The organism is Jannaschia marina, from assembly GCF_013404595.1.
In the GTDB taxonomy this organism is placed as follows: domain Bacteria; phylum Pseudomonadota; class Alphaproteobacteria; order Rhodobacterales; family Rhodobacteraceae; genus Jannaschia; species Jannaschia marina.
The window spans coordinates 157,759-179,362 of record NZ_JABVAX010000006.1; the positions used below are offsets into that span (position 1 = coordinate 157,759).

The window sequence follows — 21,604 nt, forward strand, 5'->3', positions numbered from 1 at the left end:
GGCGGAGCGTTCCATACGTTCCGGCCGCCTGCCACGACCTTGCCCCCTGCTTGGTCGTGGCAGGCAATCCCCTTGCGCGGCTCAGGGAGGTCGGCCGTCACACAGGGTTCATGCCGCAGTCACCGATCTGTCATCCCGGGCTGTGACATCCCCGCGCACGACGACTTCCAGGAGAGATGTTCGATGGCGCACCGCCTTCCCCTCGCAGCCGCCGCGCTGCTGATCGCGACCCCCGTTCTGGCCGACGGCCACGCCGACGCCGAGGCGGGCCTCAGCTACGGGCCCCGCCCCGCCTGGCTCATCAGCCAGATGGAGGACGGCGAGCTGAAGACGAAGCTGCAATCCTGCCTTGCCCAGACGCCGAGCCGTACCGACTTTTCCATCGGCCACCGCGGCGCGCCGCTCATGTTTCCCGAGCACACGGTCGAATCGAACGTCGCCGCCGCCCACATGGGGGCCGGCATCCTCGAATGCGACGTGACCTTCACCAAGGATCACGAGCTCGTCTGCCGCCATGCGCAGAACGACCTGCATACGACGACCAACATCCTCGTCTCGGACCTCGCCGACACCTGCGTCACCCCCTTCACACCGGCCGAAGGCGACGCGGACGCGAGCGCGGAGTGCCGCACCTCCGAGATCACGCTCGCGGAGTTCCGGACGCTCCTGCCGAAGATGGACGCCTCCGACGCCTCCGCCACCACGGCCGAAGACTACCAGGGCGGCGTCGCGGACTACCGCACGACGCTCTATGGCGCGGGCGCGACAACGATGACCCATGCGGAATCGATCGAGCTCTTCCGCGACCTCGGCGCGAAATTCACGCCCGAGCTGAAAGCTCCCTCGGTCGAGATGCCGCACGAGGGCTTCAGCCAGGAGGATTACGCCCAGAAACTCATCGACGAGTACAAGGCCGCCGGAATCCCCGCGTCGGACGTCTGGGCGCAATCGTTCAACCTGTCGGACGTGCTCTACTGGATCGAGAACGAGCCAGAGTTCGGCGCGCAGGCGGTCTACCTCGATGACCGCTACGAAGCGGAGGACGAGGACGAGGGCCTGATCGACCCGATGGATGCCTCCACCTTCAAGCCGACGATGCAGGAACTCGCCGACATGGGCGTCAACTACCTGGCCCCGCCGCTCTGGATGATGGTCACCGTCGAGGACGGCGAGATCGTGCCCTCGGTCTATACCGAGGAGGCCAAGGCCGCGGGCCTCAACCTCGTGGCCTGGACGTTGGAACGCTCGGGTCCGCTGAACGAGGGCGGCGGCTGGTACTATCAGTCGATCGAGAACGTGACCGACAACGACGGGGTGACCTTCGAGTTGCTCGATGTGCTGGCGCAGGATGTGGGTGTCGTGGGCGTCTTCTCGGACTGGCCGGCGACGGTGACCTACTACGCCAACTGCATGGGCCTCTGATCCTCCGAGCCAGTCGACAAGACGAGGGGCGCGGTCTTCCCCGCGCCCCTTCGCCGTTCAGCGACGGCCGGCGATGAGCAGGGCGAGCCGAAGCCGCCATTTCGCGCGATTGCGCCGCTGCAACTCGGCGTGCATCCGTGCAAAGTAGCGTTGCTCCCGCTCGTAATTCGTAAGTGCCACAATTGGTTGTTCGGACAGATCTGCCATGTCGCTCTCCTTTCGCTGGTTTGATCCAAAGATGCCGACCAGCCGCCGCGATTGCAGCCCGTCGGGTCCGCAACTAGCCTTTCGCCCATGCAAGACCCGATCCCCTGGAACGACCTCGCCCTCTTCGCCGCCGTCGCGCGCCACGGCACGCTCGCCGGTGCCGCCGAGGAGACGGGCACCTCCAGCGCCACGCTTTCGCGCCGGATGACGGCCTTCGAGCGGCAGATCGGCAAGCGGCTCTTCCTGCACGGGAACGCGGGATATGCCGTCACCGCCGAGGGCCGCGCCCTCATGGATCAAGTCAAGCGGATGGAGGCAACGGCCATCGACATCGGCCGCTGGCGCGCGAGCGGCTCAACCCGCGTGCGCGTCCGCATCTCGGCCGGGGTCTGGACGGCGATGCGGCTCGCGCAGAACCTCTCGGCCTTCTGGTCGCCCGAAGCGGACTGGATCCCCGAATTCGTCCAATGCCACCGGATGATGGACCTCGCCCGCCGCGAGATCGACATCGGCATCCGCAATGCCCGCCCCGAACAACCCTGGCTCGCCGGGCGACGGACGGGAGAGACGACGCATTCCGTCTACGCCGTCTCGGAGGACATCGAGGCCTGGATCGGCGGCTCGTTCGAAACGGCCCCCCTGCCCTCGGAGCAATGGGTCGCGCGCACCCACGGGGCCGCCATCGTCACCACGGCGAACGAACCCGCGCTGCGCCTCGCCCTCGCCGAGGCCGGGATGGGGCGGATCGTCTTGCCGGACTTCATAGGCCTCCGCCGACCTACGCTGCGCCGCCTGTCGGACCCGATCGCCGAACTCACGCGCGAGGAATGGCTCGTCGCGCACCACGAGGCGCGGCACGAGCCGGGCATCCGCGCCGCGCTGGACGCGCTGGCGACGTTCCTCTCCACACCGCCCGCCCCTTGAGCAATGGACCGGGCGGCATTAGGTCTTTAGACAAAGGAGCGCATCATGTTTGCCATCCCCGGACAGCCGCCCGTCACCGTGACCCCCGCCGCCGCGAAGCAGATCGCGCGCCTCATGGAGAAACAGGAGGCCGCCGGGCTGCGCATCGGCGTCAAGAAGGGTGGCTGCGCGGGCATGGAGTACACGATGGACTACGTGGCCGAGGCCGAGGCCAACGATGAGGTAGTCGAGGTCGAGGGCGGCGCGCGCGTGTTGATCGCACCGATGGCGCAGATGTTCCTCTTCGGCACCGAGATCGACTACGAGACCTCGCTCCTCGAGTCGGGGTTCCGGTTCCGCAACCCGAACGTCGTCGACGCCTGCGGTTGCGGTGAATCGATCAAGTTCGACGAAACGCTGGGCACGCCCGGCTAGGCAAGCTATCCCCTTCCCGACCAGAAGGAGGACAGTCATGCCCAGGAAGATCGCCGCCGGAAACTGGAAGATGAACGGCACGCTCGAGGCCTTGTCCGAAGCCGCCGGAATCGCCGCCGCGGCGGATGACGTCGAGACCGTCCTCTGCCCTCCCGCCACGCTCATCGCACCCCTCGCCTCCGCCGCGCAGGGCACGCCGCTTCGTATCGGAGGCCAGTCGTGCCACCCCACCGCCGCGGGCGCGCACACCGGCGACATCTCGGCCGAGATGCTGGTGGACGCCGGGGCGGCCTACGTCATCACCGGTCATTCCGAGCGCCGCACCGACCATGGCGAGACCGATGCCGACGTGCGCGCCCAGACCGAGGCCGCGTGGCGCGCGGGGCTCGTCGCGATCCTCTGCATCGGCGAGACGCTGGCCGAACGCGAGGCCGGAGAGACGCTCGCCGTCCTGAACACGCAGCTCGATGGCTCCCTGCCCGACGGGGCGACGGCCGCGAACACCGTCATCGCTTACGAGCCGGTCTGGGCCATCGGCACGGGCAAGGTCGCCACGCCGGCGCAGGTCGCCGAGGTCCACGACGCGCTGCGCGCGCGCCTCGGACCGGAGATGTCGCTCCTCTACGGCGGCTCGGTGAAGGCCGGCAACGCTGCGGAGATCTTCGCGCTGGAGAACGTCGACGGCGGCCTCGTGGGCGGGGCCTCGCTCAAGGCAGCGGATTTCGTGCCCATCGTCGCGGCGCTGGCCGCCTCCTGAACGCAAGGAACGAAAGACCAAGGGCGGGCCCAAAGGCCCGCCCTTTCTCTATTTGATGACCAGTTCCGGCCCCATCACCGATGTCGGCAACCAGAGCGAGATCGCCGGGATGTAGGTCACCATGATGAGGAAGACGAAGAGCACCGCGAGGAACGGCAGGGCCGCGCGGACGACCGCCATCATCGACATTCCGGCCACGCCCGAGGTCACGAAGAGGTTGAGACCCACAGGCGGCGTGATCATACCGATCTCCATGTTCACGACCATGATGATCCCGAGGTGGATCGGGTCGATCCCGAGTTCGATCGCGATCGGGAAGACCAGCGGCGCGACGATCACCAGAAGGCCCGAGGGCTCCATGAACTGCCCACCGATCAGCAGGATCACGTTCACCACGATCAGGAAGGTGATCGGCCCGAGACCCGCCGAGAGCATCGCATTCGCGATCGACTGGGGGATCTGCTCGTCGGTGAGGACGTGCTTGAGGATCAGCGCGTTGGCGATGATGAACATCAGCGTGATCGTCAGCTTGCCCGCATCGAGGAGCGTGTCGCGCGTGTCGCGGTGGAAGAAGGCCGTCAGAAGCGCCTGCGGGTGGCTGAGGAGCGACTTGGGCGTACCCTCGGGCGCGTGGCCGTCGACGACCGCCGCGCCGACCGCCTGTGCCGGTTTCGCGGCGAGCGGGCCGATGTCGCGATAGACGAACATCGCCACCACGAAGGCATAGACGGAGGCGACGGCAGCGGCCTCGGTCGGCGTGAAGATCGCCCCCGTCACACCGGGAATGCCATAGATGCCCAGCATGATGATCGCGATGAGCATCAGCCCCCAGAAAGCGTCGCGGAAGGACGCGCCCACCTCGCCCCAGCCGACGAACTCGCCCTTGGGCATGTTCCGTTTCACCGCGATCACGTAGATCGTGACCATCAGCATCAGGCCGGCGAGCAGCCCGGGGATGACGCCGGCGAGGAACATGCGCCCGACCGAGACGTCGGTCGCCGAGGCATAGACGACCATGACGATCGACGGCGGAATCAAGATGCCGAGCGTGCCCGCGTTGCAGATGACGCCCGCCGCGAACTCCTTTGTGTAGCCCGCCTGCCGCATGGCCGCGATGACGATGGTACCGATGGCGACGACGGTCGCCGGCGAAGAGCCCGAGAGGGCGGCGAACATCATGCAGGCGAAGACGCCCGCGATGGCGAGCCCCCCGCGCAGGTGCCCGACGCAGGCGATGGAGAAGCGGATGATCCGCCGCGCCACGCCCCCCGTCGACATGAAACTCGACGCGAGGATGAAGAACGGGATCGCGAGCAGTGTATAGTGCCCGGCCATCGCCTGGTAGAACGACTGCGCGATGGAGCCGAGCGAGGTGTCGGAGAAGGCCAGCAGGAAAAAGATCGAGCTGAAGCCCAGGGCGACCGCGATCGGCACGCCCAGCAGAAGCAGGCCGATGATCATCACGAAGAGGAGGACGACTTCCATGGTTCATACCTTCCGGTTCGGGTCGAGGCGGGGCGCGACCGTCTCGTAGGGGGCGGCCTCGATGATGGGCTTGCGGGTCGGTGCGACCGGGGCGACCTCACCGGCTTCGAGCGTGCGGGCGGCCTCGGCCACGTCGTCCTCGGCCTCGTGGCTGACGATGAGGGCCTGCCGGTCGCCACGGGCGATGGCGACCGTCGCCTGAATCACGCGGAAGAGGATCAGCGCCGAGCCGAGCGGCAGGATGATGTAGGGAATGACCCGGGGAAGCTTCTCGTATTCCTCCCCCTGGTTGATGAGCGGCTCGAGCCAGCCGAAGAGCCAGCGCATCGGCGGCACCTGATCGGTCACGTACCAGGCCTGATCGCGGGTCTGTTCGAAGCCGGTCGGGAACCAGGTGCCGGAGGTCCGCTGGAGCGCGGCATAGGGAGCCCAGTAGTCCCAGGAGCCCTTCAGGAGGAGGAAGGCGTAAGTTATGGTTACCGCGCAGGCCAGGAGCGCGCAGATGCGCCGGCCCCGCTGCGGCAGGATGTTGGTCAGCGCGTCGACGCCGAGATGGGCGGTGATCTTGAAGGCATAGCTCACCCCGAAGATCACGAGCCAGGCGAAGAGGATCAGGATCACCTCAAGCGACCAGATGACCGACTGGTTGAACACGTAGCGCAGCACGACATTCACGAAGGTCAGAAGCGTCATCAGCCCCAGAAGGACGGCGATGGCGGTCTCCTCGAACGCGTGGACGGCGCGGCCCAGCCGGCCCTTCGGTACATAGCGCGCAGCCATGGATCCCCTCCCCTTTCAAATGGCCGGGCCGCGATGGGCGGCCCGACCGGACATCAGAGCGATGTGGCGATCAGCTGTTGCCGGCGGCGACCGCGGCGTCGATCACCTCCTGGCCGATGCCGTCGGCGAACTGGTCCCAGACGGGCTTCATCGCATCGACCCAGGCCTGGCGCTGCTCGTCGGTCAGCTCCCGGATGACGCCACCGTTGTCGAGCACGGCCTGCCGCGCCTCGGCGTCGACCTCGCCCACGGCGGCGTTCCGCTCGGCCGTGACCTCATCGAGGATCGCGATCATCTGGTCGCGGACCTCGGGCTCCAGGCTGTCGAGGAAGTCGACCGAGGTGACGACGAGGTAGTCGAGAACGCCGTGGTTCGTCTCGGTCGTGCCGTCCTGCACCTCGAAGAACTTCTGGCCGAAGATGTTGGACCAGGTGTTCTCCTGGCCGTCGACGACGCCCTGCTGGAGCGCGCCGTAGACCTCGGAGAAGGCCATGGGCTGCGGCGAGACGCCGATCGCCTCCATCTGGGCGACGATCACGTCCGACGGCTGAACGCGGAACTTCAGACCCTCGGCATCCGACGGCAGGGTGAGCGGCACATTGGCCGACATCTGCTTCAGGCCGTTGTGCCAGAAGGCAAGGCCCTGCAGGCCGCGGCGCTGCATAGAGTCCTTCATCTCCTCGCCGGTCTCGGAGGCCTGGAAGGCGTCTACGGCGTCGATGTCGGCAAAGAGAAACGGCAGGTCGAAGACCTGGAAGACCTTGGTGAAGGGCTCGAACTTCGACAGCGACGGCGCGGCCATCTGCACGTCGCCCTGCAGCATCGCCTCGAGCACCTGGTCATCGTTGTAGAGCGTCGAGTTCGGGAAGACCTCGACGCACATCGTCCCGTTCATCTCCTCGTTCACCCGCTCCTGGAAGAGCGAAGCGGCAAGGCCCTTGGGGTGGCGGTCGGTGTTGGTCACGTGGGCGAACTTGACGACGATCTCTCCGTCGTCACAGGCGGCGTGAACGGCTGTGGTCGCGGTCACGGACAGGGCCAGCGCCGTGGCGGCAGTGGTCAGATATTTCATTGATACTCTCCCTTGATCGCACCGGCTCCCGGCGCTTGGGCAAAACGTTAGCATCGGTCCGGTCGGGGTAAAGCGGAAATGAGAATACAAAGAAAATATTTATTTTTCAATAATTTATAACCCTACCTTAACGTTTCGACGGATGCCAGTGCGGGATTCCACACGCGGCGCGAGCGCTATCTGTGCGAAAATCCGCACAGCCCATAAGCGCTTCACTCGACGCGATAATCCTCGGCCCGCAGGCCGTGCCGGGTCAGCTTGTCGTAGAAGGTCTTGCGCGGCAGATCGAGGTCCTGCGCGGCGAGCGTGGCCTGCCCCCGGTGTCGCGTCAGCGTCTCGATCAGGATCGACCGTTCGACCGCGCGCATCCTGTCCGCCAGGCCCGCTCGGGCGACTCCGCCGCTGCCGCCCTCGTCGTCGGGCAGGCCCATCGCATAGCGCATGGCGTGGTTCATCAATCCCCGCGCATTGCCGGGCCAATCCCGCGCCATCAGCCGCGCCTGCACGTCGGGCGGCACGTCGGGCACCGGCAGGTCGGCCTGCTCGCAGGCAAGGCCGAGGTAGTGCTGAAACAGGACCGGAATATCCCCCGGCCGATCGCGCAGGGGCGCGATATGCACACGCAGGGCCTCGAGCCGATAGTAGAGTTCGGCGTCAAGCACCTGCGCGAGCGTGTCCGGCTCCCGGTTCGTAGCCGTCAGCAGGCGCACCTCGCCGTCCTCCGGCAGGCGGTGCTGCAAGGCCGCCGGCAGCGCGTCGATGTGGTCGATGAAGAGGCTTCCGCCTTCCGCCAGCGCAATCGCCTCGGTCAACGTCCCGGCATCGAGCGCCGGTGCCGATCGCTTGACGAACGGCCCGCCCGCGCGCGGCGAGAGCATGTGGATCACCTCCGCCACCTTCGAGGTGCCGGAGCCCGGCTCCCCGTGCACGAGGACGGCCCCCGTCCCCCGCGCGACGGCCCGCGCCCGGTCGCGCATGGTGCGGGCCTGCGGCGAGACCCCGCGCAGGATACGCGCCGCAGCGTCGCCGCCCTCCATCGCGCCCTTGGCCGTCCGGGCTTCCAGCGTCGCGCGGCGGAACGCCAGCGCGCGGCGCACCGTCTCGACCAGTTCGTCCGGATCGCAGGGTTTCTCGAGGAAGGCGAAGGCCCCCTCCGACATGCCGCGCACCGCCGTCGGCACGTCCCCCTCGCCGGTCAGGAGGATCACCGGCAGGTCCGGGTCCGCCGCTCGCGCATGCGACAGGAGGTGAAACCCGTCACGCCCCGGCATCCGGATGTCGCTCACGACGATGCCCGTCAGTTCCCGCGTCAGCCGCGGCTCGGCAGCGAGGAAACTGCCGGCGGTGACGACGCTGAGGTCGGCAAGCTCCAGCGTCTGCGACAGAGCATCGCGCACGCTCAGGTCGTCCTCGACCAGCAGGACGTCGGTCATGCCGCCGCCTCCGCTGCGACCGGCGGCAGGGTGACAGTGAAGGCCGCGCCCTCCTCGGTGTTGCGCCCCCGGATCTCGCCGCCGAAGCCCTGCACGATCCCGTAACTCAGCGACAGGCCAAGGCCGAGGCCGGCCCCCACCTCCTTGGTGGTATAGAACGGGTCGAAGATCGCCTCCGGGTTTTCGAGCCCCGGCCCCGTGTCGGCCACGGTGAGCGTCGGCGGCCCGTCGGTCAGCGTGATCGTCAGGTGCCGCGTCTCGGCCACGGCCATGGCGTCGATCGCGTTGCCGATCAGGTTGACTAGCACCTGCCCCATCCGCACCTCGCCCGCCATGGCCAGCACCGGCGCGTCGGGCCGTGTTACGCGGACCTCGACGCCGGCGGCGGCGGCGCGTGCCTCGGTCATTTCGAGGGCGGCGTCGATGACCGCGCCGAGGTCCGTCTCCACCGCCGGCTGCGGCTCGGACCGGGCGAAGGCCGAGAGGTTCCGGATGATGCGACCCATCCGCCCGGCCAGATCGCCGATGCGCGTGAGGTTCTTGCCCGCCGCCGCCGTATTGCCCCGCTCGAGGAACGTGGCTCCGTTCTGCGCGAAACTGCGGATCGCCATGAGCGGCTGGTTGAGTTCATGGCTGATGCCGGCGGCCAGCTGCCCGAGCGCCGAGAGCTTGCCCGCCTGCACGAGGTCGGCCTGCGCGCGGGTCAGGGCCGCCTCGGCCTCCCGCCGTTCGCGCACTTCCTCGGTCAGCGCGGCGGTGCGTTCGGCGACGCGGGCCTCGAGCATGGCGTTCGCGCGGGCCAGCACGCGCCGCCGCTCCCAGAGGAAGACGAGGAGACCGCCGAGCGCCAGAAGCGCGGCCCCGGCGGCAAGCCCCCGCGCCTGCGCCAGCGCCCGGGCCGGAGCCGTGTCGAGCAGGATCTCGGCGGTCAGGCCCAGCGTCGGTTGCGGCAGTTCCAGGTGGAGCGCATCGCGCGGGATGTAGCGGCCTGATTCCGTGCGCCGGATGTCGAGCCCGTGGATCGGGGCGAGGGTCTGTGGCGGCGGTCCGCCCAGAAGTTCCTCGCGGTTGGAGACGACGACATGCCCCACGGCGTCGGTAAAGTAGATCGCCTGCGGGTCGCCCCGCCAGCCGCGTTCCAGCGTGGCAAGGTCGCGCGTCACGGCAACGGCACCGCTCACCTTTCCGTCCGTGTCGAAGGTCGGCGCGGCATGGGCGAAGACCCGGCCGCCGAAGACCGGGCCGGCGGGCATCGGGCCGACACCGAGCGCGCCCTGCCGCGTGCGCGCCATCCAGACCGCCTCCGAGAGGTCGCCCATCCGGCCCGAGGCCGAGCCGATCACCTGCCCCGCGCCACGCAGCAACAGCACGTCCGAGGCCCCGGACCGGTCGGCATAGCCCTGCAGCCGCCAGGACGGGAACCGCGCGAGCGAGGGGCGCGCCACCGCCGCCGAGATCCCCGGATCCCCGGCCAGCAGAACGGCCAGATCGCGCGAGCGTTGCAATTCCAGCCGCAGGCGGTCGGCGGCCAGACTCAGGTCCGACCGGCCCTTGGCCTCGAGCGCGTGGAGCGCGGTGCCGAGCGTCGCCCACCAGACGGTCCCGGCCATCGCCAGCGCGGCGCAGAGAGTCACGAGGATGAGGACGAGGCGGTGCATGGGCGCAGGTTACGGGCCCGGCGCGGCAGGGCCAAGCCTTGACCTCTGCCGACGGCAAGGCCACCGATCCCCCATGCAGCGTTTCGAGCAATCCCCGACCGATCCCGCCTTCGTGCAGGACCCTTATCCCTTCTACGACCGCCTGCGCGCCGCCGGGCCACTGGCGGACTGGGTCGACTACGAAATGCCCGTGGCGAGCGATCACGCGACCGTCTCCGCCCTCCTGCGCGACCGGCGCTTCGGGCGCGAGAACCCGTTTCCGCCCCCGCGCCCGGCGCATCAGGCGGGGTTCTGGTCCGTCGAGGACCATTCCATGCTGGAGCTGGAGCCGCCGCGCCACACGCGACTGCGCGCGCAGGTGCTCCGCGCCTTCACCTCGCGCCGGGTGAACGCCCTCGCGCCCGAGATCGAAGCGCTGGCCCATGCGCTCGTGGACGACTTCCCCGAGGGGCCCTTCGACCTGCTCGATGCCTTCGCCCGCCCCCTGCCCGTCCGCGTGATCGCCCGGCTCCTCGGCGTGCCCGAGGCGGATGCGCCGCACCTTCTCGACTGGTCGAACGCTATGGTCGGGATGTACCAGGCGCGCCGGACTCACGCCGACGAGGTCGCCGCTGCGACCGCCGCGACCGAGTTCACGGCCTACCTGCACGACATCTTCCGCGCCCCCGCGCCGGACGGCCTGATCGCGCAACTCCTGACGGTGGCGGAGGACGGCAAGCTCTCTCAGGAGGAGGTCACGGCGACCTGCATCCTGCTCCTGAACGCGGGACACGAGGCCACGGTGCACACGCTCGGCAACGGCGTCGCCGGGCTCGTCCGCGCCGGGCTTTGGGGTGCGGAGGTCACGCCGGAGCTGGTGGAGGAGGTGCTGCGTCACGATCCGCCACTGCACATGTTCACCCGCTATGCGCTGGAGGATCTGGAGGTCTTCGACCATCGCTTCGCCCGTGGCGAGCGGGTCGGCCTCCTCCTCGGGGCCGCGAACCGCGATCCGGCCGCCTATGCCGCACCCGACCGCTTCGATCCCGCGCGCTTCCCCGAGGCTCCCGTCTCTACGAGTTTCGGCGCGGGGCTGCACTTCTGCATCGGGGCCCCGCTCGCACGGCTCGAACTCCTGCATGGGCTGCGCGTGCTGACCGAGCGCAGACCGGACCTGCAGGTGACCGCGCCGCCGCGCTACGCAGACATCTACCACTTCCACGGCCTCGAAACGCTGGAGGTGGCATGACCCGACAGGACAACCTCATCTGCATCGGCCATGTCTACGGGGCAGGCGAACTCGCGCTTCTGCAGGCAGCCTTCGACGCTGCCGAGGTGCCGCTTTTGCCCGATCTGCCGAACGCCGGCGTGACCGCCAGCAGCTTCACGCTCGGCGACAGCGGGATCCGGCTTCTGGTGCCCAGGGGTCACGTGGAGGAGGCGCTGGCCCTCGCCGCCGCGCTCGACCCGATGTCGTCGAGCCAACCTTCGGTCTGGACCTTCGCGGTCGTCGTCTTCTGCCTGTTGTGGAGCTTCGTCCCGCCCTACCCGACGGGCTACTTCCCACGCCGGCAAAGCGACACCTCGATCGTCGCGCTGGAGCAGGTCTAGCCGCCCTCCAGGAACCTGCGCGCCAGCTCAGTCCAGCCGCGCGGCAGCCCGTGCCCGCCGTCGTGTAACGCGAGGCGCACGCGACCGCCGCTGCAGGATGCGTCCCAGTCCCGAAGTCGGAACCCCTCGGTCAGGGTGATCTCATCGGGGTTCGACCGGCAGCCGTTTCGCTCCCGCGCCCGCGCCAGCGCCTCCCAGACCGACCCCTGGTGCCAATCGCGGATCGCGCGGCCCTCGAAGGGCACCTGCGCGTCGGCGAAGCCGTGCACCTGCATCACCGGCAGGCCTTCGAGCCCCGCGCAGCCCGTCGGGTTCGGCCGCCGCAGGGCCCCCGCGACCGAAACCATGCCCGCCAGATGTTCGCCTGCCTCACAGGCCATCAGCCAGGCCATCGACCCCCCCGCCGAGAAGCCGCTGGCAAAGACGCGCGCCCGGTCGAGCGGCAGGCGCGCGGCAACGTCGTCGAGGATCGCAAGGGTGAACGCCACCTCGTCGCGGGGCGCGCCTTCCCGCGCCGGGTTCGTGAAGTAATCCTGACCTTCGGGCCGCACCCCGTTCGGCGCGATCAGGAGGTATCCTGCGTCCGCGAAGCTCTCACGCAGGCCCTGGGAACGGAAAACCTGCGCTCCGGAGCCGCGATGCCCGTGGTAGAAGATGAGCGCCGGCAGAGGTGCCTCTCCGTCCCAGCCCGCAGGGACGACGAGGTGATAGGATCCCGTTTCGATCTCGCAGGGCGCATCGGGACCGCAGGGCATCTCCTGCGCGAGAGCCGGCGCACCGGCGAGAAGGGTGAGAAGGGCAAGCAGTCGGCGCATCGTCGGTCTCCGGTCTTCGTCGCGACCCTGTCGCAAGCTGCCCGCATATGGCCAGAGCGATGTGCCTCACGTTCCCGTGCGGGTCACTCCTCGGCCGGCAGGGCCCCGTTGCAGACGGTCAGAAGGCGCGCAAGCTCGGTTCGCTCCGCAAGACTATCCTCCCGCGTCGCCCAATCGGTCCGGGCCTCGGCGATCAGCCTGTCTGCGAGGCTGGCACCGTGGAACGCCTCGACCACCCCGCGCGCGCGATCGGCCGCCCTCGCAAAAGTCGCTTCGAGCGCCTTATCGGGCTCCTCCGGTTCCAGCAGGGCATAGACCGCCGCGCATTCTGCAAACGCCCGTGCGCCCTCCATCCGCCAGGGCTCCGGGAAATCCGCTGTCGCCACGGTCGGCACGGCAAGCAGAAGGGTGAGGCCGCGCACCCTACTCCGCCGCCACCTTCCGCGCGGCCAGCATCGGCTTGAGGTAGCGGCCGGTGTGGCTCTCCTCGACCTCGGCGATTTCTTCCGGCGTGCCGGTGGCAACGAGGGTGCCGCCGCCGTCGCCGCCCTCGGGGCCGATGTCGATGACATGATCGGCGGTCTTCACCACGTCGAGGTTGTGTTCGATCACGACGACCGTGTTCCCCGCCTCGACCAGTTCGTGCAGCACTTCGAGGAGTTTGCGCACGTCTTCGAAATGCAGGCCGGTCGTCGGCTCGTCCAGGATGTAGAGCGTGCGACCCGTCGACCGCTTCGACAATTCCTTCGACAACTTCACCCGCTGGGCTTCACCGCCCGAGAGCGTCGTCGCCTGCTGGCCGACCTTGATGTAGCCAAGACCCACGCGCATCAGCGCATCCATCTTCTCGCGGATCGAGGGGACGGCCTTGAAGAACTCCTGTGCGTCCTCGACGGTCATGTCGAGCACGTCGGCGATGCTCTTGCCCTTGAACTTGATCTCCAGCGTCTCGCGGTTGTAGCGCTTGCCCTTGCAGGTCTCGCATTCGACGTAGACGTCGGGCAGGAAGTGCATCTCGATCTTGATGACGCCGTCCCCCTGGCAGGCCTCGCAGCGCCCGCCCTTCACGTTGAAGCTGAACCGGCCGGGCTTGTAGCCGCGGGTCTTCGACTCCGGCAGGCCTGCGAACCAATCGCGGATGGGCGTGAAGGCCCCCACGTAGGTCGCGGGGTTCGAGCGCGGGGTGCGTCCGATGGGACGCTGGTCGATGTCGATGACCTTGTCGAGGTGTTCGAGCCCCTTGACCGTCTCGCAGGGGGCGGGCGTCTGCCGTGCGCCGTTGAGCTTCATGGAGGCGGTCTTGAAGAGCGTTTCGATGGTCAGGGTCGACTTGCCGCCGCCCGATACGCCGGTGACGGCCACGAACTTGCCCAGCGGATAATCGACCGTCAGCCCCTTGAGGTTGTTGCCCGTCGCCTTCACGACCGAGACCTTCTTGCGATTGCCCTTCCGGCGCTTCGCCGGCACCGCGATCTCGCGCCGCCCGGAGAGGTAGTCGGCGGTGATCGACTTGGCCGTCGCCTGCAACTCCGCCGGCGTGCCATGGGCCACCACGGTCCCGCCATGGACACCCGCACCCGGGCCGATGTCGTAGACGTAATCGGCCTCGCGGATGGCCTCCTCGTCATGCTCGACCACGATGACGGTGTTGCCCTGGTCGCGCAGGTTCTTGAGCGTCGTCAGCAGGCGGTCGTTGTCGCGCTGGTGCAGGCCGATGGAGGGCTCGTCGAGGACATAGAGCACGCCCGTCAGGCCCGAACCGATCTGGGAGGCCAGGCGGATGCGCTGGCTCTCCCCGCCCGAAAGCGTGCCGGCGTTGCGGCTGAGCGTCAGGTACTGCAGGCCGACGTTGTTGAGGAACCCGAGTCGCTCCCGGATCTCCTTCAGGATGGCGCGGGCGATCTCGTTGTTCTGCTTCGACAAGGCCGCGGGTACGGCATCGCACCACTCAAGCGCCTCGCCGATAGACATTTCAACGACTTGCCCGACGTGCTTCATGTCGATCTTGACGGCCAGAGCCTCGGGACGCAGCCGGTAGCCGCCGCAGGCCCCGCAGGGGCGGTTGTTCTGGTAGCGCTCGAATTCCTCGCGCACCCAGCTGGAGTCCGTCTCGCGGTAGCGGCGCTCCATGTTCGGGATCACGCCCTCGAAGACGCGCGTCACCTCGTAGATGCGCCCGCCCTCGTCATAGCGGAACTTGATCTTCTCCTCGCCCGAGCCGCGCAGGAAGACCTGCTGCACCTTTTCAGGCAGATCCTTCCACGCCTTCTTCTGATCGAAGCCGTAATGCTTGGCGATGGCCTCGATGGTCTGGAGAAAGTAGGGGCTCTTGCCCTTGTTCCACGGCGCGATGGCCCCCTTGGCCAAGGGCAGCGTCACATCGGGCACGACAAGGCGCTCGTCGAAGAACAGCTCGTGCCCCAGGCCGTCGCACTTGGGACAGGCCCCGAAGGGTGCGTTGAACGAGAACAGCCGCGGCTCGATCTCGGGGATGGTGAAGCCCGACACCGGGCAGGCGAACTTTTCCGAGAATGTGATCCGCTCCGCCTCGCCCTCCTTCGGCGCGGTCTCGAGGATGGCGATGCCATCGGCGAGGTCGAGGGCGGTGCGGAAGCTGTCGGCCAGCCGGGTCTCCAGCCCCTCGCGCACGACGATGCGGTCGACGACGACGTCGATGTCGTGGCGGAATTTCTTGTCGAGCGTCGGCGGCGTGTCGAGGTCGTGGAACTCCCCGTCGACCTTGACGCGCTGGAAGCCCTGCTTCCTGAGCTCCAGCATCTCCTTGCGGTACTCGCCCTTCCGGTCACGCACGATGGGCGCGAGCAGATAGCCGCGCGTCCCTTCCTCCATCGCCATGACGCGATCCACCATGTCCTGCACCTGCTGCGCGGTGATCGGCTCCCCGGTGGCGGGGCTATAGGGCGTGCCGGCGCGGGCGAAGAGAAGGCGCAGGTAGTCGTAGATCTCGGTGACGGTGCCGACGGTGGAGCGCGGGTTCTTCGACGTCGTCTTCTGCTCGATGGAGATGGCGGGGGAGAGGCCCGAGATGTGATCGACATCGGGCTTCTGCATCATGTCGAGGAACTGCCGCGCGTAGGCCGACAGGCTCTCGACATAGCGCCGCTGGCCCTCGGCGTAGATCGTGTCGAAGGCGAGGCTGGACTTTCCCGACCCCGACAGGCCGGTGATGACCACGAGCTGATCGCGGGGGATGTCGACGTCCACGCCCTTGAGGTTGTGCTCCCGCGCGCCGCGGACTTCGATGAACTTCTGATCGGCCATTTCGCCCCCGGACGGCTCTGCGATGTACTGCAAGGTCACGACATAGGGACCGGCGGCCCCGTTGCAATCGTCCCGGCGCAATTGCGTGGGCGATTCCGCCCGGAACATTCAGGGAACGTTTACCACGTCCAACGCCGCCCTTCCAGAGGCCGCACGCCCTGCGGCCAGAACCGCACAAAGCCCCAGCACCGCCGCCGCGACTGTGAGCCACAAGAGCCCGACCGTCCCCGCCCCGGCGAAGACGAGCGCGAAGACCGGCGTGCCCGAAACCGTGCCGACATTCCCCAGCTGTGCAATCGCCCCCGTCGCCCGCGCCCGGTCCCCGGGGCCCGTGTTCCACGCCGGAATCGCGGCAAAGCTCGCACCGGGGATGAGGCCCATCGCGAGGAAGCATCCCTCCACCGCCAGCGGCAGTCCCAGAAGTGTCCCGACCGCGCCGAGCGCCGTGCCGAGGTAGCCCACCGCGCCGACGTGATGGGGCGCGAAGCGGCTGCAGAGCGCACCACCGGCCAGCGTCGACAGAAGGGTCACGACCGGCAGCACGGTCGCCAGCGACGGACGGCCGAGCGCGTCCGGCAGGAAGGCGATGCCCGCGACGAAAAGGAAGGTGTAACAGACGAAGCCGAGCGCCGGGGCCATGTATCGGATCGAGCCGTAGATCTCCCGGTGCACGGCCACCGGGTTCAGTACCACGCGCCGCACCGGCTGCCGCGGCACGACCCGCCAGAGCACGGCGGCAAGCGCGAGCAGTAGCGCCCCGTGGAGCGCGAAGAGGAGCGGCAGACCCCCGCGCGCCAGCACGCCCGGGAAGATCTGCGCCGAGAGCGCGAGCGACGCGCCGAAGAACACCGCCCAGAGCCCCATGACGAGCGGGCGGTCGCGATCCGACGCAGCACCCGCCATCAGCGGCGGCCCGGCGACGACGAGGGCGAGATGCGCCAGGCCCTCGACCGCGCGCGTGACCGAGAAGAGCCAGAACGGCGGCATCAGCGCCTGCACGAGCGACATCGCCGCCCCGAGCACGAGACCGAGCAGGAACGTCCGCCCGATGCCGACGCCCGCCGCAAGCCCTCCCGCCATCGGCCCGAGGAGGAGCCCGATGACACCGACGAGCGAGACGAGCACCGAGACGGCGGCGACGGGTCGCTCGAAGGCCGTCGCCATGTCGGGCAGGGTCAGGGCGATCTTGCCGAACTGCGCCGCCGCGAGCAGGCCGCCGAAGAAGATGAGGGCCACGAGGCCCCAACGCGTGCGTTTCATGGCCCTGCGATGGCACGGGCACGACCCTGGGGCGAGTCTGCAATGATGAAATCCCGCATTTCCCGAAATCCCTGAAACTTTCGCCGGACGTCGCCGTGACTTCGGGTGACGCCGGGCAAATGCCCCGGCTCGACAAAAGGAGAACACAATGACCCTCACCAAGCTGAGCCTTGCCGCCACCCTCGCCGCCACCACCTTGGCTGCCCCCGTTTTCGCAGACGGACATGCCGTCGCGGGCATGGGCTACGGGCTCTCGGGCGACGGCACCACACTCGTCGTCTTCTCCGACCTGACCGCACCCGACGCCGGCACGCCGGTCACGCTCTCGGCACCGCTCGACGCCATCGCCTATCGCCCGGTCACGGGTGAGCTGCTGGGCCTCTCGGCCGGCATGATCGGCGTGATCGACGTTGAGACCGGCGAGATCACCGACACAGGGGCGACCTTCGACGAGGGTGCGGCCACGGGCGACGGCGCGGCCGTCGGCTTCGACTTCAACAACAAGATTGACGCCGTGCGCGCCGTCTCATCGGAAGGGGTCAACCTCGTCTACTTCCCGAGCGACTTCGGCGACGAGAAGGCCAACACCGTCAAGCGGTTCACCGACCTCGCCTACGCCGCGGGCGACGCCAACGAGGGCGCGACGCCGGCGATCTTCGCCAACGCCTACACCAACGCGGTGAACGGCGCGAAGCAGGAGGGAACCGCGCAGTTCGCCCTCGACGCGGCGACGGACTCGCTCGTGACGCTCGCCAACAACGAGGGCACGCTCGGCACCGTCGGCGCGATCACCATCGACGGGGAGCCGGCCGACGTGTCGATGATGGGCGGCTTCGAGATCATTTCGGCCGAGGCCGGAGACGACAAGGCGCTGGCGATGCTGATGCTCGAAGGCGCGGAGACGACCGGCCTCTATGCGATCGACCTGACCTCGGGCGCGGCGACGCTCATCGGCGACACCGGCATCGGCGCGATGCGCGGCTTCGCCGCCCAGCTGCCGATGTAAGGCGGAACACCACAGAACTGGAAAAGGGGGCAACCAGGTCCCCTTTTTCGTCCGGTTCAGGAAATCCGGCTTCAGAAGTGGATCGCACGACCGTCCGCGTCGAGCACGCTTTCGTGCATCATCTCCGACAGGGTCGGATGCGGGAAGACGGTGTGGGCCAGGTCCTCCTCCGTCGTCTCGAGCTGCCGCCCGACGACGTACCCCTGGATGAGTTCCGTCACCTCGGCTCCGACCATATGGGCTCCCAGAAGCTCGCCGGTCTTCTTGTCGAAGACCGTCTTCACCATCCCCTCGGGTTCGCCGAGCGCGATGGCCTTGCCGTTACCGATGAAGGGGAAGCGCCCGACCTTGATGTCGAAGCCCGCCTCCTTGGCCTTCGCCTCGGTCAGGCCGACGCTCGCCACCTGCGGGTGGCAATAGGTGCAGCCGGCGATGCTCTCGGGCTTCACGGGATGCACGTCGTTCTTGCCGGCGATGAGTTCGGCCACCATGACCCCTTCGTGGCTCGCCTTGTGCGCCAGCCAGGGCGCGCCTGCGATATCGCCGATCGCATAGAGCCCCTCGACCCCGGTGCGGCAGTATTCATCGGTCACGACGTGGGTGCGGTCGATCTTGACGCCCAACTCCTCGAGGCCGAGACCCTCCACGTTGCCGACGATGCCGACGGCGGAGATCACCGTGTCGAACTCGTGCTTCTCGGCCTTCCCGTTCGCCTCGACGGTCGCGACGACCTTGGATTTCTGCCGGTCCAGCTCCTTCACCGTGGCCTTCTGCAGGATCTTCATCCCCTGCTTCTCGAACTGCTTCTTGGCGAACTTGGAAATCTCCTCGTCCTCCACCGGCAGGACGCGGTCCATGACTTCGACAACGGTCGTCTCGGCCCCGAGCGTATTGTAGAAGCTGGCGAATTCGATCCCGATCGCGCCGGACCCGATGACGAGGAGCTTCTTGGGCATATGCCCCGGCTGCAGCGCGTGCTTGTAGCTCCAGACGCGCTCGCCGTCCGCCTCGAGCCCCGGCAGGTTGCGCGCGCGCGCGCCGGTCGCCAGCACGATGTTCTTCGCCGTCAGCTCCTCGGTGCCCTTCTCCGTCTTGACCGAAACCTTGCCCTTCGCGGTGATCTTGGCCTCGCCCATGACGGTCGTGACATTGTTCTTCTTGAAGAGGTGCCCGATCCCGCCCGATAGCTGCTTCGCGACCCCACGCGAACGCTTCACCACCGCGTCGAGGTCGTAGTCGACGCCGTCGCACTTCAGGCCGAACTCCTTGGCGCGGTGCATCAGGTGGAAGACCTCGGAGGAACGCAGCATCGCCTTCGTCGGAATGCAGCCCCAGTTGAGGCAGATGCCGCCGAGATGCTCGCGCTCCACGCAGACCACTTTCATCCCGAGCTGGGCCGCGCGGATCGCCGCGACGTAGCCACCCGGGCCCGCACCGATCACGATCAGGTCGAAGTTCTGAGCCATTGTGTCCCCTTCCAGGTTCGCGGTCCGAATTTTGTTGAACGTTGAACTATCCGACCGGGTTCCTCAAGGGCACTTCCACGCAAGGCCGCCTCCATCCGTGTGCAGATCGGGCCTCACGCCTCCTGCAGCGCCCGCACCTCGGCTCCGTAGGCCCCGCCATCGAGGAAGGCCCGCTCCGCGCCCGACGACGTCCGGCCGAGCGCGGCATTGCGGAACGGGAAGCGGCCGAAGCGGCGGATGATGTTGCGGTGGGCGCGCGCGTGCAGGAGCGTCTCGGGCGCATCCATCCGCATCCCGATCAGGCGCACCGCGCGCTCCTGGTCCTGCAGGCTCTCGGAATGTTCGAGCGGCAGGTAGAAGAACTGCCGTCCCGGCCCCTCGATCCGCAGGTCGAAGCCGCGGCCGATCGCCGATTTCGCCACCGCCCGCGCCAGCCCGTCGGTCGAGAAGGCCCGCCCCTCGCCACGCATCATGTTGCGCGACATCTGGTCGGTCAGGATCAGGAAACCGAGCGCCCCCTTCGGCGTCCCGGCCCAAGCGCGGCGCAGCGGCCGTGCCTGCGTCCAGCTCTCGAAGAACCTGTCGCGGATGCGCGCGTCGAGCGCGTCGTCCTGCCTGTACCAGTCTTCGGGGGTGAGCTCCTCGAGCCAGAATTCCACCACCGTCTTCGCATCCACGAGGCTCATGCCACCGTCTCCCTGTCGTCCTCCTCGGTGCTCCCGGCCTGTTCCTCCCAGCCCTCGATCACCGATTCCATCGTCACCGCCGTCGTCGCCATCGGCGACAGCATCACGTAGTCGGCCTGATCGTCGTCGCTCGTCTGCGCAGAGCGCTGCGTCATCCGCCAGACCGCGTAGCCGGCAAGGGCCACCATAAGCACGCCGAGGAAGACGAAGAACCCTGCCGACCCCACGACCGCCATGAGCCAGCCGGTCACGAGCGGCCCACCCACGGCACCCACCCCGTTCACGAAGAGCAGCCGCGCCGAGGCCGAGGCCATGTCCTCGGGTTCGAGATAGTCATTCGTATAGGCCAAGAGGATCGCGTAGAGCGGGTTCGCCATGCCTCCGACGAGGAAGGCCGCCACATAGAGCCCCGTCACACCCCCGAGCCCCGACGCTCCGAGCACGCAGGCCACCGCCCCTATCGCGCCGCCGAGGACGACCATCGCCCGCCGGTCGAAGCGATCGGACGCCCAGCCGATCGGATATTGCAGCACCATGCCGCCGAAATAGATCGCCGAGACGAAGAGCGCGATCTGCCCCGTCGTCAGCTCCGCCGCCGCGCCGAAGACGCCCGCCATCCCGAAGAGCCCCGAGAAGACGGCCCCCATGAGGAAGACGCCCACGAACCCGAGCGGCGAGACCTTGTAGAGCGCCCCGAAGGACATCGGCTTCGAGCTTTCGAAGGGGGGCACCGGCGTCGCAGAGAGCAGGATCGGCGCGAAGGCCAGCGACACGAGGACCGAGACGATGATGAAGAGCGTGAAGTCGCGCGCATCGCCGTAGGCGAAGATCGCCTGCGCGGCAACGATCCCGATCATCTGTGCGATCACGTAGAGCGACAGCGCGCGCCCCCGCGTCTCGTTCGTGGTGGTGTTGTTCAGCCAGCTCTCCGAGACGATGTAGACCCCGCAGAAACAGAACCCGAGGCCGAGGCGCAGCGCCGTCCAGGCGATCTCGTGGGTGAGCAGCGGATACAGGATCAGCCCCGCCGAGGCGAGCGAGCCGAGGAAGGCGAAGACCCGGACGTGCCCCACCTTGCGGATCAGCCCCGGCACCAGTTGCGAGCCGAGCAGGAAGCCCGCGAAATAGCTCGACATGATGATCGACATCGCACCCGTCGAGAAGCCCTCGATCTGGCCGCGCACGCCGAGGAGCGTGCCCTGCATCCCGTTGCCGAGCATCAGGAGCATGATCCCGAACAGGAGCGCCCAGGAATTGCGGATGACGAGGAACATGGGCGGCCTCCTTGGGGTCGAATCGTCTGATCCGCGCCTACGCCCGCCCCCGGGCGACGTCCATCCCGATTGC

At 68.1% G+C, this 21,604-nt stretch carries 20 protein-coding genes; 7 read left to right on the top strand and 13 right to left on the bottom strand.

Annotated elements, in window-relative coordinates:
• Positions 1 to 183 precede the first annotated feature (183 nt).
• Positions 184 to 1,422, top strand: a complete 1,239-nt coding sequence (locus HSX43_RS12330; protein ID WP_179380438.1) for a glycerophosphodiester phosphodiesterase family protein — start codon at positions 184 to 186, stop codon at positions 1,420 to 1,422.
• A 57-nt stretch (positions 1,423 to 1,479) separates the two neighbouring features.
• On the opposite strand, the gene HSX43_RS12335 is transcribed toward HSX43_RS12330, so the two are convergent.
• Positions 1,480 to 1,629 carry a hypothetical protein gene (locus HSX43_RS12335; RefSeq protein ID WP_179380439.1) on the bottom strand — a complete coding sequence of 50 codons (150 nt, stop codon included), beginning with the start codon at positions 1,627 to 1,629 and terminating at the stop codon, positions 1,480 to 1,482.
• 87 nt (positions 1,630 to 1,716) lie between these two features.
• Here HSX43_RS12335 and HSX43_RS12340 point away from each other — a divergent pair, with 87 nt between their 5' ends.
• The 3 genes from HSX43_RS12340 to tpiA are packed head-to-tail and all read left to right on the top strand — an operon-like array spanning position 1,717 to position 3,724.
• On the top strand, positions 1,717 to 2,553 hold the full coding sequence (locus tag HSX43_RS12340) for a LysR family transcriptional regulator (RefSeq protein ID WP_179380440.1): 837 nt from the start codon (positions 1,717 to 1,719) through the stop codon (positions 2,551 to 2,553).
• 45 nt (positions 2,554 to 2,598) lie between these two features.
• Entirely contained in the window at positions 2,599 to 2,967 is a 369-nt protein-coding gene (locus tag HSX43_RS12345) for a HesB/IscA family protein (RefSeq protein ID WP_179380441.1), read from the top strand.
• A gap of 37 nt (positions 2,968 to 3,004) precedes the next feature.
• Positions 3,005 to 3,724 (top strand): triose-phosphate isomerase, encoded by a 720-nt coding sequence (tpiA, locus tag HSX43_RS12350; protein WP_179380442.1) that lies wholly within the window; start codon positions 3,005 to 3,007, stop codon positions 3,722 to 3,724.
• A 48-nt stretch (positions 3,725 to 3,772) separates the two neighbouring features.
• Here the strand turns inward: tpiA and HSX43_RS12355 are convergent, their stop codons facing one another.
• The 5 genes from HSX43_RS12355 to HSX43_RS12375 all read right to left on the bottom strand — a co-directional run bounded on the left by HSX43_RS12355 (position 3,773) and on the right by HSX43_RS12375 (position 10,152).
• Positions 3,773 to 5,209, bottom strand: coding sequence for a TRAP transporter large permease (locus HSX43_RS12355; protein ID WP_179380443.1), 1,437 nt, complete (start codon positions 5,207 to 5,209; stop codon positions 3,773 to 3,775).
• Between the two features lie 3 nt (positions 5,210 to 5,212).
• Positions 5,213 to 5,989, bottom strand: a complete 777-nt coding sequence (locus HSX43_RS12360) for a TRAP transporter small permease (RefSeq protein ID WP_179380444.1) — start codon at positions 5,987 to 5,989, stop codon at positions 5,213 to 5,215.
• A gap of 70 nt (positions 5,990 to 6,059) precedes the next feature.
• Positions 6,060 to 7,061, bottom strand: coding sequence for a DctP family TRAP transporter solute-binding subunit (locus HSX43_RS12365; protein WP_179380445.1), 1,002 nt, complete (start codon positions 7,059 to 7,061; stop codon positions 6,060 to 6,062).
• Between the two features lie 212 nt (positions 7,062 to 7,273).
• Positions 7,274 to 8,494 carry a sigma-54-dependent transcriptional regulator gene (locus HSX43_RS12370; protein ID WP_179380446.1) on the bottom strand — a complete coding sequence of 407 codons (1,221 nt, stop codon included), beginning with the start codon at positions 8,492 to 8,494 and terminating at the stop codon, positions 7,274 to 7,276.
• Positions 8,491 to 10,152, bottom strand: coding sequence for a sensor histidine kinase (locus HSX43_RS12375; protein WP_179380447.1), 1,662 nt, complete (start codon positions 10,150 to 10,152; stop codon positions 8,491 to 8,493). The genes HSX43_RS12370 and HSX43_RS12375 overlap by 4 nt, the downstream gene beginning before the upstream one ends.
• A 73-nt stretch (positions 10,153 to 10,225) precedes the next feature.
• Here HSX43_RS12375 and HSX43_RS12380 point away from each other — a divergent pair, with 73 nt between their 5' ends.
• Positions 10,226 to 11,380, top strand: a complete 1,155-nt coding sequence (locus tag HSX43_RS12380; protein ID WP_179380448.1) for a cytochrome P450 — start codon at positions 10,226 to 10,228, stop codon at positions 11,378 to 11,380.
• Positions 11,377 to 11,742, top strand: a complete 366-nt coding sequence (locus HSX43_RS12385) for a hypothetical protein (RefSeq protein WP_179380449.1) — start codon at positions 11,377 to 11,379, stop codon at positions 11,740 to 11,742. The genes HSX43_RS12380 and HSX43_RS12385 overlap by 4 nt, the downstream gene beginning before the upstream one ends.
• On the opposite strand, the gene HSX43_RS12390 is transcribed toward HSX43_RS12385, so the two are convergent.
• The 4 genes from HSX43_RS12390 to HSX43_RS12405 all read right to left on the bottom strand — a co-directional run bounded on the left by HSX43_RS12390 (position 11,739) and on the right by HSX43_RS12405 (position 17,099).
• Complete coding sequence (locus HSX43_RS12390) at positions 11,739 to 12,557, bottom strand: alpha/beta hydrolase family esterase (protein ID WP_179380450.1); 819 nt, start codon at positions 12,555 to 12,557, stop codon at positions 11,739 to 11,741. The genes HSX43_RS12385 and HSX43_RS12390 overlap by 4 nt on opposite strands.
• A gap of 83 nt (positions 12,558 to 12,640) precedes the next feature.
• Positions 12,641 to 12,979 carry a hypothetical protein gene (locus tag HSX43_RS12395; protein ID WP_179380451.1) on the bottom strand — a complete coding sequence of 113 codons (339 nt, stop codon included), beginning with the start codon at positions 12,977 to 12,979 and terminating at the stop codon, positions 12,641 to 12,643.
• A 1-nt stretch (position 12,980) separates the two neighbouring features.
• On the bottom strand, positions 12,981 to 15,839 hold the full coding sequence (uvrA, locus tag HSX43_RS12400; RefSeq protein ID WP_179380483.1) for an excinuclease ABC subunit UvrA: 2,859 nt from the start codon (positions 15,837 to 15,839) through the stop codon (positions 12,981 to 12,983).
• Between the two features lie 108 nt (positions 15,840 to 15,947).
• Entirely contained in the window at positions 15,948 to 17,099 is a 1,152-nt protein-coding gene (locus HSX43_RS12405) for an MFS transporter (RefSeq protein ID WP_179380452.1), read from the bottom strand.
• Positions 17,100 to 17,247: 148 nt separating this feature from the next.
• On the opposite strand from HSX43_RS12405, the gene HSX43_RS12410 reads away from it, so the two are divergent.
• Positions 17,248 to 18,105, top strand: a complete 858-nt coding sequence (locus tag HSX43_RS12410; RefSeq protein WP_179380453.1) for a DUF4394 domain-containing protein — start codon at positions 17,248 to 17,250, stop codon at positions 18,103 to 18,105.
• A gap of 71 nt (positions 18,106 to 18,176) precedes the next feature.
• Here HSX43_RS12410 and lpdA read toward each other — a convergent pair whose 3' ends face one another.
• The 3 genes from lpdA to HSX43_RS12425 form a co-directional block, all read right to left on the bottom strand.
• A complete protein-coding gene (gene lpdA / locus HSX43_RS12415; RefSeq protein WP_179380454.1) occupies positions 18,177 to 19,571 on the bottom strand; it encodes a dihydrolipoyl dehydrogenase in 1,395 nt (464 codons plus the stop codon).
• 113 nt (positions 19,572 to 19,684) lie between these two features.
• Positions 19,685 to 20,257, bottom strand: a complete 573-nt coding sequence (locus HSX43_RS12420; protein WP_179380455.1) for a DUF924 family protein — start codon at positions 20,255 to 20,257, stop codon at positions 19,685 to 19,687.
• Positions 20,254 to 21,531, bottom strand: a complete 1,278-nt coding sequence (locus HSX43_RS12425) for an MFS transporter (protein ID WP_179380456.1) — start codon at positions 21,529 to 21,531, stop codon at positions 20,254 to 20,256. The genes HSX43_RS12420 and HSX43_RS12425 overlap by 4 nt, the downstream gene beginning before the upstream one ends.
• Positions 21,532 to 21,604: the final 73 nt, after the last annotated feature.